We start from the raw sequence: 15,394 nt of genomic DNA on the forward strand, positions 1-15,394 counted from the left end.
CAGGACGATGTCGTCAAGGAACAACACGGGAAGTCGTTTGCTGGTCACTCGGTACCTCCGAGAAAGTTGAGTATGCCGGGCTCAACCCACCGGGTTCCCGCTCTCTTCCGGCGTTCACTGGAGGCGAAACTGTCCGGGCCGGTTCCTCACCTCGGCGGTGGCCGCGTCGATAGGGATGGGCATGCCCACCACGCCCGGACGTCCGCCGCTCTTCGCCGATCGGGCGTTCCAGGCCGTCACGGGGTTGCTGATCGTCGATGTCGCCGCGTTCCTGGTGCAGGAGCACACCGGCCCGCTGTGGCCGGCGCCGGTGAACTGGTTGCTGATGATCGCGGTCATCATTCCCACCCTGCTGCTCTGCCGGCGGGCGCAGACCGACCCGGCCTCCACGCCGGTCGTCCGGCGCTACTGGCTGACCGTCCGGGCCGGCGCCTCGCTGTTCGTCGGCGTCGCGGTGCTGCGCATCCTCTCCGAGCTGGGCGCCGGTGGCTGGCTGACCCCGGCCTCGGTGGTGCTGCACGTCCTGGGCGGCATCGTGCTCACCGCTCCCCTGGTCGGTCTGCCGTTCAGTGCCCGCAGCCGGGCCCGCAGAACGGGGGTCTGGCTCGACCTGGGCACGCTCACCTCGGCCGCCGGCCTGCTGATCTGGCACTTCGCCGCATCCGGGCAATTCGCCGACGGCCGGGTCACCGTGCCCCGGGTGCTCGCCGCGGCCGTCATCATGGGCGCCGGTCTCAACGGCGTCTATCTGGCCGCGAAGGTGGTGCTGGCCGGGGTCGACTCGTTCGCCCGGCGCGGGCTCTACTGGATCGGCGCGTCGGCCCTGATCGGCGGGCTGGGCTCGGCGATCAGCTTCCTGCACCCCAGCCAGCCCGACGGCAACCTGCTGGTGCTGGTGCTGCCCGTGGCCGCCTACGCCGCCGCGGCCGGCGCGCGCGTGCAGGTGGTGGACACCGCGGCCGGTGAGCGGCGCGAGCGGGCGCCGCGCGGTTACAGCCTGATGCCGTACGTGGGCATCGCCGCGGTCGACGCCATGGTCGTTTATCACAACGTGTGGTCGGTCGGGAACGGCATGCTGATCGACGGGGTCGCCGTCACCCTCACCACGCTCGTGGCCATCCGTCAGCTGATCACCTTCCGGCAGAACGACGCTCTCCAGCACCGGCTCAGCTACGAGGCCAGCCACGACATGCTGACCGGCCTGGCCAACCGGGCGCTGTTCGGCGACCGGGTCGCCGCCGCCCTGGCCGCCGCCGGCCCCGACCGGCCGGTCAGCGTCGTGCTGGTCGACCTGGACGACTTCAAGCTCGTCAACGACACCCTCGGGCACGCCACCGGCGACGCCCTGCTGGTCCACGTGGCCGAGCGGATGCGGGTCAGCGTGCGGCCGGAGGACATGGTGGCCCGGCTGGGCGGCGACGAGTTCGCCATCCTCTTCTCCGGAGTCGCCGGGGCCGAGGTCGATCTGGCGCTGACCCGGATCGCGGCCGCCCTGCTCGAGCCGGCCCTGATCGACGGCGAGCCGATGACGGTCCGGGCCAGCTTCGGCGTGGTCGACGGCCGCGGCGGGGACGACGCCGGTGACCTGCTCCGCCAGGCCGACATCGCGATGTACGAGGCCAAGGGGCGCGGCGAGGGCGGCTACGAGCGGTACCGCCCGGGCATGGAGGCCCGCGGCGCCGAGCGCAGCCGGCAGGTGGCCGCCCTGCGCACGGCGATCCTCGAGGATCAGCTGGTCGTGTTCTTCCAGCCGGTGGTGACGCTGCCGGACGGCCGGATCACCGGGGCCGAGGCGCTGGTGCGCTGGCAGCATCCGGCCGACGGGCTGCTCGGCCCGGGCGCCTTCATCGACGCCGCCGAGCAGTCCGGGCTGATCGTCCCGCTCGGCACCTGGGTGCTGCGCGCCGCGACCCGCGAGGCGGCAACTTGGCCCGACGAGCTGACGGTGTCGGTCAACGTGTCGGCCCGGCAACTGCGCGAGGCCGGTTTCCCGGCCGTGGTGGCGGCCGCGCTGCGCGACAGCGGCCTGCCGGCCCACCGGCTGACCGTGGAGATCACCGAGTCGGTCGCCGTCGGCGGCGGGGCGACCGGCGAGAACCTGCGCGGTCTGCGCGAGCTGGGCGTCAAGCTGTCGCTGGACGACTTCGGCACCGGCGCGTCCACGCTCACCCTGCTCGCCACCTGCCCGGTGCAGCAGATCAAGCTGGACCGCTCGTTCGTGCCGGACGGCGGCTCGGACGCGATCGCCGACGCGGTGGTGCAGATGGCCCGCGCGTTCGGGCTGCAGGCGGTGGCCGAGGGGGTGGAGACCCCGGAGCAGGCCACCCGCCTGACCGAGCTGGGCTACGAACGCGCCCAGGGATTCCTCTTCGCCCGCCCGATGAGCGCGGCCGACCTGCGCGGCCGCCTGCACAGCCGCCTCGACCCCGGGCTCGCCGTCCGATGATCGGCCGTCACACCCGGAACCGGGCCACCACGGACTGGAGCTCGGTGGACATCCGGGCCAGCTCCTGAGCGGAGCGCTGCGTCTCGGCCACCGTGGCGGTCGTCGTCCGCGCGGCACCGGCCACGGCGGCGATGTTGTCGGCGATGCCGGCCGATCCGGTCGAGGCCTCGCCGATCGACCGGCTCATCTCGTTGGTCGTGGCGGTCTGCTCCTCGACGGCCGAGGCGATGGTCATCTGATAGTCGTTGATCTGGGCGATGATCGACGAGATCCGCCCGATCGCGGCCACCGCGCCGTCGGTGTCGGCCTGGATCGCCTCCACCCGCTGAGAGATGTCCCCGGTCGCCTTGGCCGTCTCCTGGGCCAGCTCCTTGACCTCGTTGGCCACGACGGCGAAGCCCTTACCGGCCTCGCCCGCGCGAGCCGACTCGATGGTGGCGTTGAGAGCCAGCAGGTTGGTCTGCTCGGCGATGGCGGTGATCACCCGGACCACGTTGCCGATCTCGGCCGACGAGGTACCCAGCTTGGCCACCGTCGCGTTGGTGGCGGCCGCCTCGGTGACCGCCTGGGACGCGACGCCGGCGGCGTCGTTGGCCGACTGGGAGATCTCCCGGATCGCCGAACCCATCTCCTCGGTGCCCGCGGCCACCGTCTGCACGCTGCGCGAGACGTCCTCGGAGGCCGACGCCAGCAGACTGGTCTGCGCCGAGGTCTCGCTCGCGTTGCTCGCGATGGCCGCCGACGACTCGGACAGCTGTCGCGACGACTCGGCCAGCAGGTGCGAGGAGTCGCCGAGGGCGGTGACGGTCTCCCGGATCGAGGCCGTGGCCCGGTTCACCGCGCCGCCCATCATCCCGACCTCGTCGCGGCCCGTGACGGCGGCCTGATGGGTGAGATCACCGTCGGCCACCGCGTCGAGCACAGTCCGGACGCCGGCCAGCCGGCGCGAGATGTTGCGGCCGATCAGGACGGCCAGCGCCACCGAGAGGAGCACGCCGGCCAGGACCAGCAGGATGATCGTCCGGCGAGCGCCGGTGGCCTCGTCGTGGGCCTCGGTGCTGTTGCGCATCGCCTCCGAGCGCTCCAGGGTCATCAGCTGGTCGATGGCCGTGTTCATCGTCTTCTCGGCGTTGCCCCACAGCGTGTACTGGTCGGCCAGGGAGGCCGGCAGGTCGATCCCGGCGGGCGGCGCGTCCTTGAAGAGCAGGAGGTTGACCAGCGCCTTGTACTGCGCCCAGGCACCGCCGAAGGCCGCGGTCTGCGTCCTCCAGGTGTCGGAGTCGTCCGGCGCGGCCACGTATCGGTCGCCGGCCGCGTCCAGGACGGCCTGCCCGGCCTTGGCCTCCTCTTCGTACTGGTCCTTCTGGGCCGCCGTCTGAGCGCCCTGGTAGAGGAAGAGTCCCCGGTACATGTCGGCCATGCCGTTCTGCACGCCGACCAGCGCGTCCAGCCGGGTCAGGTTCTCGGCCTTCAGACCCTGGATGCGGTCGTCCAGCGAGCCGAGCCGCGCCCAGGCCACCCCGGCCGTCCCCAGCGCCACCACGGCGACCACGGCCACCGCCACGATGACCTTGGCACCGACCCCCAGGTTGTCGAGGCGACTGCCGGCCCGGGAGGTGCTCGCTGGCCCGTTCATGTGGTCTCCTGCCGTCGACGCGGCACCGTCGGCAGTGCCTACCCTGCCGTTCGGCCGAGCCGGGAAACCACTGAGCCGATTTGTCAAGGCGTATCCGGTGGATCCCGCGGAACCACCGGATACGCCCTACAACGCCTGCTCGACGCTGCACCACCAGCTCGTCCGCCCGCCGACCGTGCTCTTGACCATCGGAGCGCCGTCGCGGGGGCAGCGTCCGCCCGCCGCCCGGAACGGGATCAGCCTCAGCGTGTGCACGCCGCCGTCCCTGATCGCCGAGCGCACCGCCCGGCGGGTGGCCCGCAGCAGGCGGTCGACGTCGTCGGCGGTGAGCCGGTCGACGTGACGCCCCGGGTTGATCCGGGCCGACCACAGGATCTCGTCGGCCAGCAGGTTGCCGATGCCGGCGACGGCGTCCTGATCGAGCAGGCGCGCCTTGACCGGAGCGGTACCGAAAGCCAGCGCCGCCCGGAAGCGGGCCGGGGTGATCGTGGCCGCGTCCGGACCCAGCGACTCGACCGGCGGATCGAGGCGGACGCGGCCCAGCCGGCGCGGGTCGACCAGCAGCAGCCGGCCCCCGTCGGCGAAGCTCAGCGCGAACCGCGACCACCGGTGGTCCCCGGGCCGGCGGCGGCCCTCCCAGTAGTCACCGCCGTCGGTCTCCGCACCGTCCGGGTCGGCGATCACGATCTTGCCGGACATGCCGAGGTGGATGCCCAGCTCGGGCCCGCCGTCGCTGGTGTCGCACCACATGCTCTTACCCCGCCGGTGCGCCGCCACGAGGCTACGCCCGACCAGCGCGTCCCGGATCTGCCCCGGCCGGTGCGGCCGGCAGACATAGGTGTCGGAGTCGTCCACGTCGACGATCTTGCGGTCCAGCCCCGACCGCTCGATGACGGCCCGGGCCGACTCGACCTCTGGCAGCTCCGGCACAGTTCCTCCCGGCTCGGTGGTGGCCCGGGGCGTGTCCCGCGTCAGCGCCTCGGCAGCGCTTCGGCAGCGCTTCGTCACTGGCGAGCGGGGTCGCCGGGCAGATCGATGCTCGCACGCACCCGGATGTCGCGTGACGAGGCGCCCGCGGCTCGCGGTCAGCCTTCGTGGACGGAGCGGATCACCCGGGCCGGGTTGCCCACGGCGACCACGTCGGCCGGGATGTCCCTGGTGACGACCGCGCCGGCGCCGATCACCGAGTTGTCGCCGATGGTCACGCCGGGGCAGATCACCGCCATGCCGCCGATCCACACGTTGTCGCCGATGGTGATCGGGCGGGCCGACTCCCATTTGGCGCGGCGCGGTCCCGGATCGATCGGGTGGGTCGGCGTCAGCAGCTGGACGTTCGGCCCCATCAGCACGTCCTGGCCGATCCGGATCTCGGCCACGTCCAGGGCCATCAGCCCGAAGTTGATGAAAGTCCGGTCGCCGACGTGCAGATGGCGGCCGTAGTCCACGTGCAGTGGCGGGCGGATCTCCACCTCGGCCCCGATCGAGCCCAGCAGCTGCCGCAACAGTGCCTGGCGGGCCTCGGGGTCGCGGGGATCGCTGTCGTTGAAGGCCTTGGTCAGCACCATGGCCTCGCGCATCTCGGCTTCCAGCTCGGGATCGGCTCCGCGATAGAGGTCGCCGGCCAGCATGCGCTCACGCATGGACCGCGGATCGTCCTCGGCGAGGTCGGCAGAAGTCATGTGTACGAGCGTACGAAACGGTGATCGGGAGGCGCGGGCGGGCCGATTTCGCCGCGGCCGGTAGGATGTGTCGACTGCCACACAAGCATGGTGGTGGCAGGCATGGTGGTGGCGTGGTCCGCCGCGTTGAACTGTCATATACAACGCCACACAGACCGGAGACATCGCCTTGAGAAAGCCCGTCGCCGCCTTGTTCGCCGGCCTCGCCGTCGCCACCATCCCGACGGCCGCCTGGGCCGGAGCCGGTGCCGTCGAGGGCGTGGCCCCGGTTGCCGTGGCCGCTCCCGTCGCCGTGGCCGCTCCCCCGGCCGTTGCCGCACCGGCGCCGGCCGTGCCGGCGATCAGCGACGACGACCCGGCGCTCACCTATGTGCAGGCCGGCCAGGTCGTCACGATCACGAGGAAAGCCGCGCCGGTCGCCACCGTCAAGCTCGCGTCGGCTGACTACTCCGCGCACGGGGCCAAGGTGAAGCTCACCGTCTCCGCCGCCCGGCCGTTCGTCGTCGACCCGGCGATGTTCACGCTCTACGACGCCAAGGGCTGGGAGAACGACCCCCGGCAGACCAAACCCGTCCGGTTCGGGACCGGCACCGGCTCGCTCACGCTGACCTTCACCGGCACCCCGGCGCGGCCCGAGGCCCTGGGCTGGGTGCCGAAGGACGGCGAGGAGGCCGTCGCGGTCTGGGAACGCGGCTGACCTCCGGCCCGCCCTCGGCTCAGTTCTCGCGGCCGCAGTTGAAGCGGGTGACGCCGGCGGCCATCCGGATGCCGCCGAGCAGGTGGGCCAGCAGCAGCGGGTCGGTGTAGTACTCGGCCTTGTGGCCCATCGCGGTGTAGAAGGCGCGGCCTCCGTCGTACGGCTGGCACCAGGTGACCGGGTGGTGGCGGCCCATGCCGGGTGAGCCCTCGGGCACGCTGTAGCCGCGCGGGTCGTAGGTGCGCTCGTCGACCTCGGCCAGGACCCGGACGGTGTGCCGCGGGTTCGTGCGGAAGTTGTACCACTCCTCCTCGCGCTGCCAGCGGCGCGGGAGCGGCCTGGTGGCAGCCGTGTCACGGGCGAGAACGTTGACCGTGGCCACCTGGAACTGCGGGTTGACGGCGCCCGGGTGGTCGCGGAAATACGCTCCGACCAGTCCGCCGTACCAGGCCCAGTCGTATTCGGTGTCGGAGGCGGCGTGGATGCCCGCGTAGCCGCCACCGGCCCGGATGTAGCGCTCGAAGGCGGCCTGCTGCGCGTCGTCGAGGACGTCACCGGTGGTGCTCAGCCAGATCACCACGTCGTAGCGGGCGAGGTTGGCGTCGGTGAAGGCCCCGGCGTCCTCGGTCGCGTCGACCCGGAAGTGGTGACGCGCGCCGAGCTGCTGGATGGCGGCCACACCGGCCGGGATCGAGTCGTGCCGGAAGGCCGCGGTCTTCGAGAAGACCAGCGCGCTGAACCGGGAGCCGGAGGCCACGGCGGCCGAGCCCACGGGAACGGTGAGGGCGGCCGCCACGACCATCGCCACCACGAACCTGACCACGAGCCTCATGACGCCTCCTCAGCCGGGCCCGCGGAGGCCGGGCCACCTATCGAAGGTTATGACTTCCGGCCGGGCGGGGGGAACCCACCAAAGCGGGCAGTTGTGCCATCGACGTGAAGATGTGGGTGGCACCGGCGGCCTGGAGCGCCTCCGGTGGGTGGTGGGCCGGGCTGTCCGGCGGGCAGAAGCCGAAGACCGTCGCGCCGGCGGCCACCCCCGCCGTCACACCGGGAACAGTGTCCTCGACGACGGCGGCGCGGGCCGGGTCGATGCCCAGGAACGCCGCCGCGGCCAGGTAGACGTCGGGTGCCGGCTTGCTGTGGGGCTGGTCCATGCCGCTGAACATCTTGCCGGCGAAGACCTCGTCCAGGCCCACCTTGCGGAGCTGGAGCTCGACTTTGCCCAGGTCGGCCCCGCTGGCGCAGGCGATCCGGCCGGCCGTCGAGGTGTTGATCTCGTGCACCGCGGCCACCGCCCCGGGGATCGGCTGCAGGGCCGCCGCCAGCGCCTCGTTGCGCCGGCGGCGGAACTCGAGCAGCCAGTCGTCGGTGACGACGAAGCCGGTGCGGGCGGTGATGATCGCGGTCTCGTCGCTGAGCGCCCGGCCGACGAAGAGCCGGAAGCAGTCGGCCTGGCTGATCGGCCAGCCCAGCTCGTGCAGCATCGACCGGAGAACCCCGTTGGTGATGCTCTCCGAGTCCACCAGGACCCCGTCGCAATCGAACAGCACAGCATCGAACGAACCCGGGGCAGACATGGCGCCGACCCTACCGGGGTCGTCGCCGTGATCAGCCCGCGAAGTCCAGGGTCTGGAGGCCGGTGCGGCCACCGGAGGTCACCAGCCGGCCGTCGACGTGCAGGATGCCGAAGGCGCCGCGCAGCTCGAACTGACCGGAGTCGCCGGCCGGGACGACCTGCCAGATCTGCGCGGCCCGGCCCGTCCGACAGGTCTCCAGTCTCAGCGGGGCCCCGGCCGTGTCCGACCGCACGGTCAGTCGCCCAGGTGAGCGGCCGCGGCCAGGATCGCCTCGACGGTCACCTCGGGGTGCGACACCAGCGACAGGTGCGAGGCGGCGACGTCGAAGACCTTGGAACCGGCCCGCTCGGCCATCGACCGCTGGGTCTCGGCCGGGATCACGAGGTCGTCCGTGCCCACGACGGCCCAGCTCGGCAGCGTCCGCCACGCCGCGGCAACCGAGGGCCCGGCGTTGGCGCTCAACGTGATCGGGCGCTGACCGGTCAGGACGAGCCACCGGTCGGCCTCGGGCAGGTCCGGGGCGAAGAAGCGGTCGACGGTGTCCGCCTTCAGGAAGGCCTCGGCGTCACCCTCCGGGGCGCCCGGGTAGCCGACGATGTCGAGAACGGTGGTCGGGTCGGGCACGTCCAGGGCCGACCCCGAGCCGCCCAGCAGCTGGAAGATGCTCTCGCCCTCGGCCGGGACGAAGGCGTTGACGTAGACCAGGGCCCGGACGTCTCCCCCACGGCCGGCCGCGTTGGTGATGACGACACCGCCGTACGAGTGACCGACCAGCACGACCGGGCCGCTCGTCCGCTGCGTGAGGAACGACGAGAGGTACGCGGCGTCGGACTCCACACCCCGCAGCGGGTTCGGCGGCACCTGCACGCCGAATCCCCGGCCGCGCAGCTCCGAAGCGACCGTGTTCCAGCTGGACGCATCGGCCCAGGCGCCGTGCACGAGAACGATCGAGGGCTTGACCATGTCTGTACTCCTCAGCGAAGGGTGAACGGCGCTGTCACGCTGCGCCGCCACGGCAATGCTGAGTGCGTCGTCTGGAGTATCAGTGAACGAAAACTACCGTCAGGCCAGCGGCGGACGGGCGAAGAACGAGCTGTCGGCGCGGAACGTGTCGCTGCCCTCGAACTGATCGACCCACAGTTGATCTCCGACCCGCCGCAGGTAGAAGGTCCGGAAGTTGTACGACTCCAGCGAGACACTGCCGGCGACGAAGCCGGGGCGGCTGCAGAACGTGGCGTCCCGGCGGAACAGGACCGTGCCCTCGTCCGCGCTGAGCCGCAGCCGGAACGACGAATGGCGCAGATAGCGGCCGTCCGGGCCGCGCAGCGAGATGCAGGCCGGATCGGCGAGGCCGCCCACCACGCTCAGGGTCGCCCGCCGCCGGTCGGCGGCCGGGCTCGCCGGGCCCACCGCCTCGAGGGCACCCTCCCCGTCGGCCACGGCGACGTACCGGCCCGGGGCGGCGGCCGACTCGAGTGAGACCGGTCCGATCGGCAGGGGCGCCGTCGACGCACCCGGCTGGGGCACCACCGGCCCCGGGCGCTGGACCTGGGCCGCCTGCGGGGCGGTGGCCCACCCGGTCGCCGGCACCGAGACGCCCACGGCCAGGACAGCGGCTCCGACGACAGCCACCAGCGGGTGCGCGGTGATCGCGTGCAGCGCCCCACCAGCCCACGTCGAGACGCCCGACGCGACCACCGCCGGGGAGTGGCTCGCCGCGACCTTGGCCAGAGCCGCCGAGACCAGCGCGATCGGCACGGGCAGCAGGGCCAGGGTGGGCAGCAAGCGATCCGCGGGCACCAGGCCGGCGGCCGTGCGCCCGCAGACCGGGCAGGACCGCACGTGCCGGCCGATCCGTTTGCGCCAGGCCGAGCTCGGGGTTCCGTCCCAGGTCGCGACGACGTCGCCGAGCACGTCGCAGCCGGGAACCTCCTCCAGCGCGGCGACGACGGCCCGGCTGATCTCGAGCTGCTCGCGCATCCGCTGGATCCGCACCCCCGCGTGCGCCGGGCCGACCCCCAGACCGGTCGCGACGTCGGCCCGGGTCAGCTCGCCGATCAGCTCGAGCCACCACAACGAGAACACCGTGCGCTCGTCGGCGCCCATCCAGCGGGTCGCCTGGCGGACCTGACGGCGCTGCCCGGCCAGCGCCACCCGGAGCACCGCGGGTCCTTCCACCTCGGCGGCGGCGTCCGGGTGGTCGATCGCCGCGGTCAGCGGCTCGGCCCGCTCCGCCGCCAGTCGCTCCCGCGCCAGGTGGCTCCCGATCTGGCGTACGGCGATCGCGGTCAGCCAGGGCCGGAAGCTGGCCGGTGACCGGAGGCCGGCGAGCTGCCGCATGGCCCGCACCATGACGTCCTGCACCACGTCGTCGACCTGGGCGTCATCGTGCAGCGCCTGCCGCACGAGGTGATAGACCAGCGGCAGATGGCGACGGGCCAGCTCGTTCATCGCGTCCCGGTCACCGGCGCGGGCCGCGACGACCACCGCTTCGTCGCGGCCGTATCGAGGCTGAACCATCCCAAGCCCTCATTCCGGTACGCCGCGGGTTAACGCTCACATCTGCGACCGGATGGTATGAGGACCGGGCGTCGCATTCAAGCGTGACCCGTCTGACCTCGCCCTGTGTGTCGAACGCGCCCGGACTCTGGTTGAATCGGCGGCCGTGCCGGCAGCGAGCCGGGCCGGGAAGAGGTCACGGTGAGCGCACTCGACGCGGTACGGCAGCTCCTGCGCCAGGGCTATCGGGCCCGCCCCGAGGATCTGGCCGACATGGCCATGCAAGCGGCTCCCGCGCTCGGGGTCACGGCACTGATCATCTACGTCGTCGATCATAAGCAGCGGGTGCTCCTGCCGCTGCGGGGATCCCTGTCCCCGGAGAGCGACCCGGTGCTGGTCGACGGGACTCTCGCCGGTCGGGCGTACAGCACCCTGGAACCCGTCCGCGGCACGCCGGACACCGCCGGGGAGGTGGTGTGGGTGCCGTTGCTCGACGGCAGCGAGCGCATGGGTGTCCTGCGGGTCATGGCCGATCGGCCGTTGGATGAGCAGGCCGTCGCCGACTGCGCGATCGTGGCCGCGCTCGTCGGGGAGCTCGTCGTCACCTGCGACCTCTACAGCGACACCATCGAGCGGCTCCGCCGCCGCGAGCCGATGCGCCTGGCGGCCGAGATGCTGCGCGCCCAGTTGCCGCCGCTCACCTTCGCGACCAGCCGCACCGTCATCGCCGGCATCCTCGAGCCCTGCTACGACGTCGGCGGCGACGCCTTCGACTACGCCGTCAACGGCGACACCGCCCACCTGGCGCTGTTCGACGCCGTCGGCCACGGCTCGGCCGGAGGCATGCGTGCCGTCGTGCTCGCGTCGATCGCGATCGCCGCCTACCGCAACGCCCGCCGCGCCGGCCAGGACCTCACCGCCACCTATCACCACCTCGACGAGGCCATCCGCGACCACGACCGCACCGGCATGATCACCGCCGTGCTGGCCGAGCTCGACCAGCGGACCGGCGTCCTGCAGGTCATCTCGGCCGGCCACCCCAGCGGGATCGTGCTGCGCCGGGGCCGGGTCGTCACCGTCCTGCCGACGCCCACCGCGCTGCCGGTGACCCTCGGTCACCACCGGCCGCCGGTGATCATCCAGGAGGCCCTCGAACCCGGGGACCAGGTCCTGCTCTACACCGATGGCATCACCGAAGCCCGCGACCGCGACGGCAAGCCCTTCGGCACGGACCGCCTGATCGATTTCGCCCAGCGGGCCCTGGCCGACCAGCTTCCGGCCGCCGAGACCACCCGCCGCCTCGTGCACGCCATCCTCGAGTACCAGGACGACCGCCTCCAGGACGACGCCACCGTCCTGCTCCTGCACTGGCTGGGCGAGCCCCCCGCACCCGGCCGTTGACCATGATCGATATGACAGATCCACAGTTCAGATAGGGTGGCGCCATGCCCAGCCGACGCCTCCGACTCCCCCTGGCATTCGCTGCCGTGGCGACGGTCCTCTCCGGTGGTGCTGCCGTGTTCGCCACGGTGAAAGACACCCCCGGCGACACCGCCCTCGTGAGCGATCCCGCACCCTCGGTGAGCACGAGCGCCACCGCGTCGCCCCGGGCCACGGTCAGCGTCGCCCCCAGTCTCGGCTCGGCGGCCTATGTCACGTCCCCGCCGCCGCCGAAGCCCAAGGTGGCCCCCTTCCAGGGGATCCACGTGGACTGCGAGAAGGGCGACGACGGCAACAAAGGAACCCTGGCCAAACCGCTGCGCAGCATCCGGGCCGCCACGTCCCGGGCACTCGAGCCGGGCGCGGCGATCGGGCTGGCGCGGGGATGCACCTGGCAGACGACGGTCCAGCTCCGCGGCGACGGCACCAAGGCCAAACCCATCAGACTGACCGCGTACGGCGAGGGTGCGCCGCCGGTGATCGACGGCGGCTCGGCGGGCTCCGAGAGCGTCGTGCTGCTCTCCGGGGCGTACCAGATCGTCGAGAACATCCGGGTCACCGACGCCGAGACCAACGGCGTCGAGATCCAGGGCGACAACAGCATCGTCCGGTCGAGCAGCATCGACAACGTCGGCGTCGGCGTGCTGCTCAAGGCCCGGGGCGCCGCGGCCGACCGGGTGGCGGTCCGCGACCTGCACATGGTGCGCGACACCCCGGGCGGCAACGACGACTACGGCGCGATCGGCTTCTCGGTGGAGGCGAGCAATGTCGAGATCGGCCGCAGCAGCTGCACCGACTGCCGCGACACCAGCCACGACTACGGCCACGACGGCGGCTTCGTCGAGGTGTGGAACTACGCCGACGACCTCGACGTGCACGACAACACCGGCTCCAACATCCAGGGCATCCTGGAGATCGGCGGCGACCGCCCCGACTCGTCGGCCCGCAACATCAAGCTGCGAGACAACACGTTCCGCAACTCCCACGGCGGCCTGGTGCTGCACACCGAGGGCGACTTCGCCATCGGCAACGCGCAGATAGCCATCAGCGGCAACACCATCACCAGCACAGGCTCCGAGGATCCCCCCATCCTCGACGGCGACCTGAGCAATGTGACCTTCGAGGGCAACACGATCAGCACGGCAAGTTTCGTGAGCCACTCGGCGCCGGCCAGCCACCGCTGCAACAGCATCACGCTGCGTGGCGGGGCGGAGGTGGGCTACCAGCGCCACAGCACCGAGAAACTGAACGGCAAAGCCGCCTGTTGAGGTTCCGGCTTTCTCCAGGCCGGAGCCGCGTGCCCATTCTTGATACCGCCTCGGCGTGATCGACGGTCGGCCTCGGTGGGCCACGCCGCTTTGCCGGCACATGCCTCCGACATCAGCGCGCAGGCCCGCCTGAGCGCCGTGGCGCCCAGCTCGTGGGGGCCGCTGTCACCAGTGCGCCTCGAAGGTCGCCCTCGCGGACTCCGAGCGGGACGCACCGTTGACCTCGGCGCCGTCCCAGATGCCGTGTTCGAGCGGCGCGCTTCACTGATCAACCGCTAGACCGTCCTCATTGGCGTCCTGCGCCTTTTGTCCGGAAGGCCACTTTGAGGGTTATTCCGGTCGGCAGCCGGTGGCGGGGGTCCGAAGACTCACCGTCCGGATGCGGCGTGGCGAAAGCTGGAGCGGTGGAGGGCAAAAGCGGGCGGGGCGGTACCGCCAGCCGTAAGCACGACCACCAGCCCGAAGACAGGAACGCCACGGCAGGCGACATCACCGCGGCCCGATCGGGAACGCCAGACCGCAGGCACGACCACCATCCGCAGACAGGAACGCCACGGCAGGCGAGATCGCCGCGGCCTGGCCGGGAACGCCAGACCGCAGGCACAACCACCAGCCCGAGGACAGGAACGCCACGGCGGGTGAGATCGCCGGGGCTGGTCGGGAACGCCAGGCGGGAGACCGGACCGCTGGGCCGGAGACGGGAACGCCAGGCTCTCCGCGCGACACACCGGTGCCGGTCCTATAACGGCACGCCGGTCCGGTGTCAGGCATCGATGTAGGGGTAGGCGTTTATCGATGGCTTGACGAATTCGCCGGCGGGAGGTGGAGTTTGCGCGGGGTTTTTGTGGCAGGGGCGGTTCAGCGCATTGTTCGCCTCTTCTTCATGGTCGGCTTGGCGGTGGCCGCCTACATCGCCATGAGCGTTTTCGATCATGACGCCCGGGCCGACGAAGGTCAGACGGATCACCTGACGAACGGTGATCCGCGGGCCTCTGTGGAGAAAGTGGCCGGCGACGCCGTGAAGATCCGCGTGGCTCCGCGGGTCGCTGAGCGATCGAGCTCGAGCCGACAAGCCGCACAAACTTCGCCTCGCGCCCGTCTGGAAGCGGCGCGGAAATCGGTAATACTCAAGGCCGAGCCGCGGAACGCCGAGCCGCGAAAGACCATCAGGCTGAAGGCTGAGCCGCGGAAGGCCGAGGTCCGAACGGCCGCGCGGTCGAAGTCTGCGTCGCAAAAACCCGCGTCGCTGAAAGTTGAGCCGCGCAGCGCCGTGCCATCGAAAGCGGAGCCGCGAAAAGTCGTGTCACTGAAGGCCACGCCGCGCACCGCCACGCCACCAAAGGCCACCCCGCGCACCGCCACGCCACCAAAGGCCACCTCCCGGGCCGCTGTGCCGGTAAAGGCTGCGCTGCGGGAAGTTGTGCGAGAGCAGGCGGAGCCGCTGGAAAAGGAGCGGTCGACGGCTGTCGATGAGAAGGTGGAGGGGCGGAGGGTCGCGGCACCGGAAGTTGACGAGCGTGTGGTTCGGGTCGGGAGCCGGGTGGCTTCGGCGTTGAAGGGCCCTGAGCATGCGGCTGCGAATTCGGCGGCGGCGGTGTGGGAAGGGCCGGTGCGACAAGCGGAGGCCGTAGTGGCGGCGGCGCGTCGCGGGACGACCGAGCGAGTGGCGCCCGGGGCTCGGGTCGCAGCACGGCTGAAGGACAACTCGGACACGTCTGCCACTCCGATGCTACCGGCGCTCTCCGAGATGCCTGGGGGCACGAACTGGCCGCAACTCCGGCCGGCGGCGGGCGTGAACGAGGTCCAACGGTTGATCGCTCGGCCGGATCCCAAGGTCGCCTTCCTTCGGGGCGGCATGGACGTGGCGCCGGCCGCCGTGACCGCCCTGCCGGCCGTCTCCGCTCTGCCAGCCATCCCCGCAGTCGCAGCTATCTCCGCAGTGCCGACTCTCCCCACGATGCCGGTTATCCACGCGGCGCCAACTATCCCGGCAGTGCCCGCTATCCCCGCAATGCCAGCCATCCCTGCGATGCCAGCCATCCCCGCAATGCCAGCCATCCCCGCAATGCCGGTCACCCCCGCAATGCCAGCCATCCCCGCAATGCCGGTCACCCCCGCAATGCCAGCCATCCCCGCAATGCCGGTCACC

At 71.7% G+C, this 15,394-nt stretch carries 14 protein-coding genes; 4 read left to right on the plus strand and 10 right to left on the minus strand.

The genetic code is table 11. The features are described from left to right. The first annotated feature begins 181 nt into the window (after positions 1-181). On the plus strand, positions 182-2,446 hold the full coding sequence (locus tag NAG42_RS35535) for a putative bifunctional diguanylate cyclase/phosphodiesterase (protein WP_250036439.1): 2,265 nt from the start codon (positions 182-184) through the stop codon (positions 2,444-2,446). Between the two features lie 7 nt (positions 2,447-2,453). Here NAG42_RS35535 and NAG42_RS35540 read toward each other — a convergent pair whose 3' ends face one another. The 3 genes from NAG42_RS35540 to NAG42_RS35550 form a co-directional block, all read right to left on the minus strand. After that, positions 2,454-4,082 carry a methyl-accepting chemotaxis protein gene (locus NAG42_RS35540; RefSeq protein ID WP_250036440.1) on the minus strand — a complete coding sequence of 543 codons (1,629 nt, stop codon included), beginning with the start codon at positions 4,080-4,082 and terminating at the stop codon, positions 2,454-2,456. A 126-nt stretch (positions 4,083-4,208) separates the two neighbouring features. After that, positions 4,209-5,012 (minus strand): Fpg/Nei family DNA glycosylase, encoded by an 804-nt coding sequence (locus NAG42_RS35545; protein WP_250036441.1) that lies wholly within the window; start codon positions 5,010-5,012, stop codon positions 4,209-4,211. 155 nt (positions 5,013-5,167) lie between these two features. Then, on the minus strand, positions 5,168-5,761 hold the full coding sequence (locus NAG42_RS35550) for a sugar O-acetyltransferase (protein WP_250036442.1): 594 nt from the start codon (positions 5,759-5,761) through the stop codon (positions 5,168-5,170). Positions 5,762-5,930: 169 nt separating this feature from the next. Here NAG42_RS35550 and NAG42_RS35555 point away from each other — a divergent pair, with 169 nt between their 5' ends. After that, complete coding sequence (locus tag NAG42_RS35555) at positions 5,931-6,458, plus strand: hypothetical protein (protein ID WP_250036443.1); 528 nt, start codon at positions 5,931-5,933, stop codon at positions 6,456-6,458. A 19-nt stretch (positions 6,459-6,477) separates the two neighbouring features. Here NAG42_RS35555 and NAG42_RS35560 read toward each other — a convergent pair whose 3' ends face one another. From NAG42_RS35560 to NAG42_RS35580, 5 genes are all read right to left on the minus strand, one after another. Further along, a complete protein-coding gene (locus NAG42_RS35560) occupies positions 6,478-7,290 on the minus strand; it encodes a ThuA domain-containing protein (protein ID WP_250036444.1) in 813 nt (270 codons plus the stop codon). Positions 7,291-7,327: 37 nt separating this feature from the next. Continuing rightward, the gene (locus tag NAG42_RS35565) at positions 7,328-8,038 is read right to left on the minus strand and encodes an HAD family hydrolase (RefSeq protein ID WP_250036445.1); all 711 of its coding nucleotides are present in this window, start codon (positions 8,036-8,038) and stop codon (positions 7,328-7,330) included. A 31-nt stretch (positions 8,039-8,069) separates the two neighbouring features. Then, positions 8,070-8,270: a hypothetical protein gene (locus NAG42_RS35570; RefSeq protein ID WP_250036446.1), complete on the minus strand. Its 201-nt coding sequence runs from the start codon at positions 8,268-8,270 to the stop codon at positions 8,070-8,072. 2 nt (positions 8,271-8,272) lie between these two features. Then, entirely contained in the window at positions 8,273-9,001 is a 729-nt protein-coding gene (locus tag NAG42_RS35575; protein WP_250036447.1) for an alpha/beta fold hydrolase, read from the minus strand. A gap of 99 nt (positions 9,002-9,100) precedes the next feature. Beyond that, positions 9,101-10,558 (minus strand): sigma-70 family RNA polymerase sigma factor, encoded by a 1,458-nt coding sequence (locus NAG42_RS35580; protein WP_250036448.1) that lies wholly within the window; start codon positions 10,556-10,558, stop codon positions 9,101-9,103. A gap of 180 nt (positions 10,559-10,738) precedes the next feature. On the opposite strand from NAG42_RS35580, the gene NAG42_RS35585 reads away from it, so the two are divergent. Continuing rightward, the gene (locus NAG42_RS35585; protein WP_250036450.1) at positions 10,739-11,938 is read left to right on the plus strand and encodes a PP2C family protein-serine/threonine phosphatase; all 1,200 of its coding nucleotides are present in this window, start codon (positions 10,739-10,741) and stop codon (positions 11,936-11,938) included. Positions 11,939-12,054: 116 nt separating this feature from the next. Beyond that, positions 12,055-13,245 carry a right-handed parallel beta-helix repeat-containing protein gene (locus NAG42_RS35590; protein ID WP_250036451.1) on the plus strand — a complete coding sequence of 397 codons (1,191 nt, stop codon included), beginning with the start codon at positions 12,055-12,057 and terminating at the stop codon, positions 13,243-13,245. Positions 13,246-14,008: 763 nt separating this feature from the next. On the opposite strand, the gene NAG42_RS35595 is transcribed toward NAG42_RS35590, so the two are convergent. Then, on the minus strand, positions 14,009-14,212 hold the full coding sequence (locus tag NAG42_RS35595; protein ID WP_250036452.1) for a hypothetical protein: 204 nt from the start codon (positions 14,210-14,212) through the stop codon (positions 14,009-14,011). Then, positions 14,209-14,607, minus strand: a complete 399-nt coding sequence (locus NAG42_RS35600; RefSeq protein WP_250036453.1) for a pentapeptide repeat-containing protein — start codon at positions 14,605-14,607, stop codon at positions 14,209-14,211. The genes NAG42_RS35595 and NAG42_RS35600 overlap by 4 nt, the downstream gene beginning before the upstream one ends. Positions 14,608-15,394: the final 787 nt, after the last annotated feature.

The organism is Paractinoplanes maris (assembly GCF_023544465.1).
Lineage (GTDB): Bacteria > Actinomycetota > Actinomycetes > Mycobacteriales > Micromonosporaceae > Actinoplanes > Actinoplanes maris.

Excerpts from the sequence above, each read along its gene's own strand:
- NAG42_RS35535 (WP_250036439.1), top strand. The coding sequence starts at position 182 with ATGCCCACCACGCCCGGACGTCCGCCGCTCTTCGCCGATCGGGCGTTC.
- NAG42_RS35540 (WP_250036440.1), bottom strand. The coding sequence starts at position 4,082 with ATGAACGGGCCAGCGAGCACCTCCCGGGCCGGCAGTCGCCTCGACAAC.
- NAG42_RS35550 (WP_250036442.1), bottom strand. The coding sequence starts at position 5,761 with ATGACTTCTGCCGACCTCGCCGAGGACGATCCGCGGTCCATGCGTGAG.
- NAG42_RS35560 (WP_250036444.1), bottom strand. The coding sequence starts at position 7,290 with ATGAGGCTCGTGGTCAGGTTCGTGGTGGCGATGGTCGTGGCGGCCGCC.
- NAG42_RS35565 (WP_250036445.1), bottom strand. The coding sequence starts at position 8,038 with ATGTCTGCCCCGGGTTCGTTCGATGCTGTGCTGTTCGATTGCGACGGG.
- NAG42_RS35575 (WP_250036447.1), bottom strand. The coding sequence starts at position 9,001 with ATGGTCAAGCCCTCGATCGTTCTCGTGCACGGCGCCTGGGCCGATGCG.
- NAG42_RS35580 (WP_250036448.1), bottom strand. The coding sequence starts at position 10,558 with ATGGTTCAGCCTCGATACGGCCGCGACGAAGCGGTGGTCGTCGCGGCC.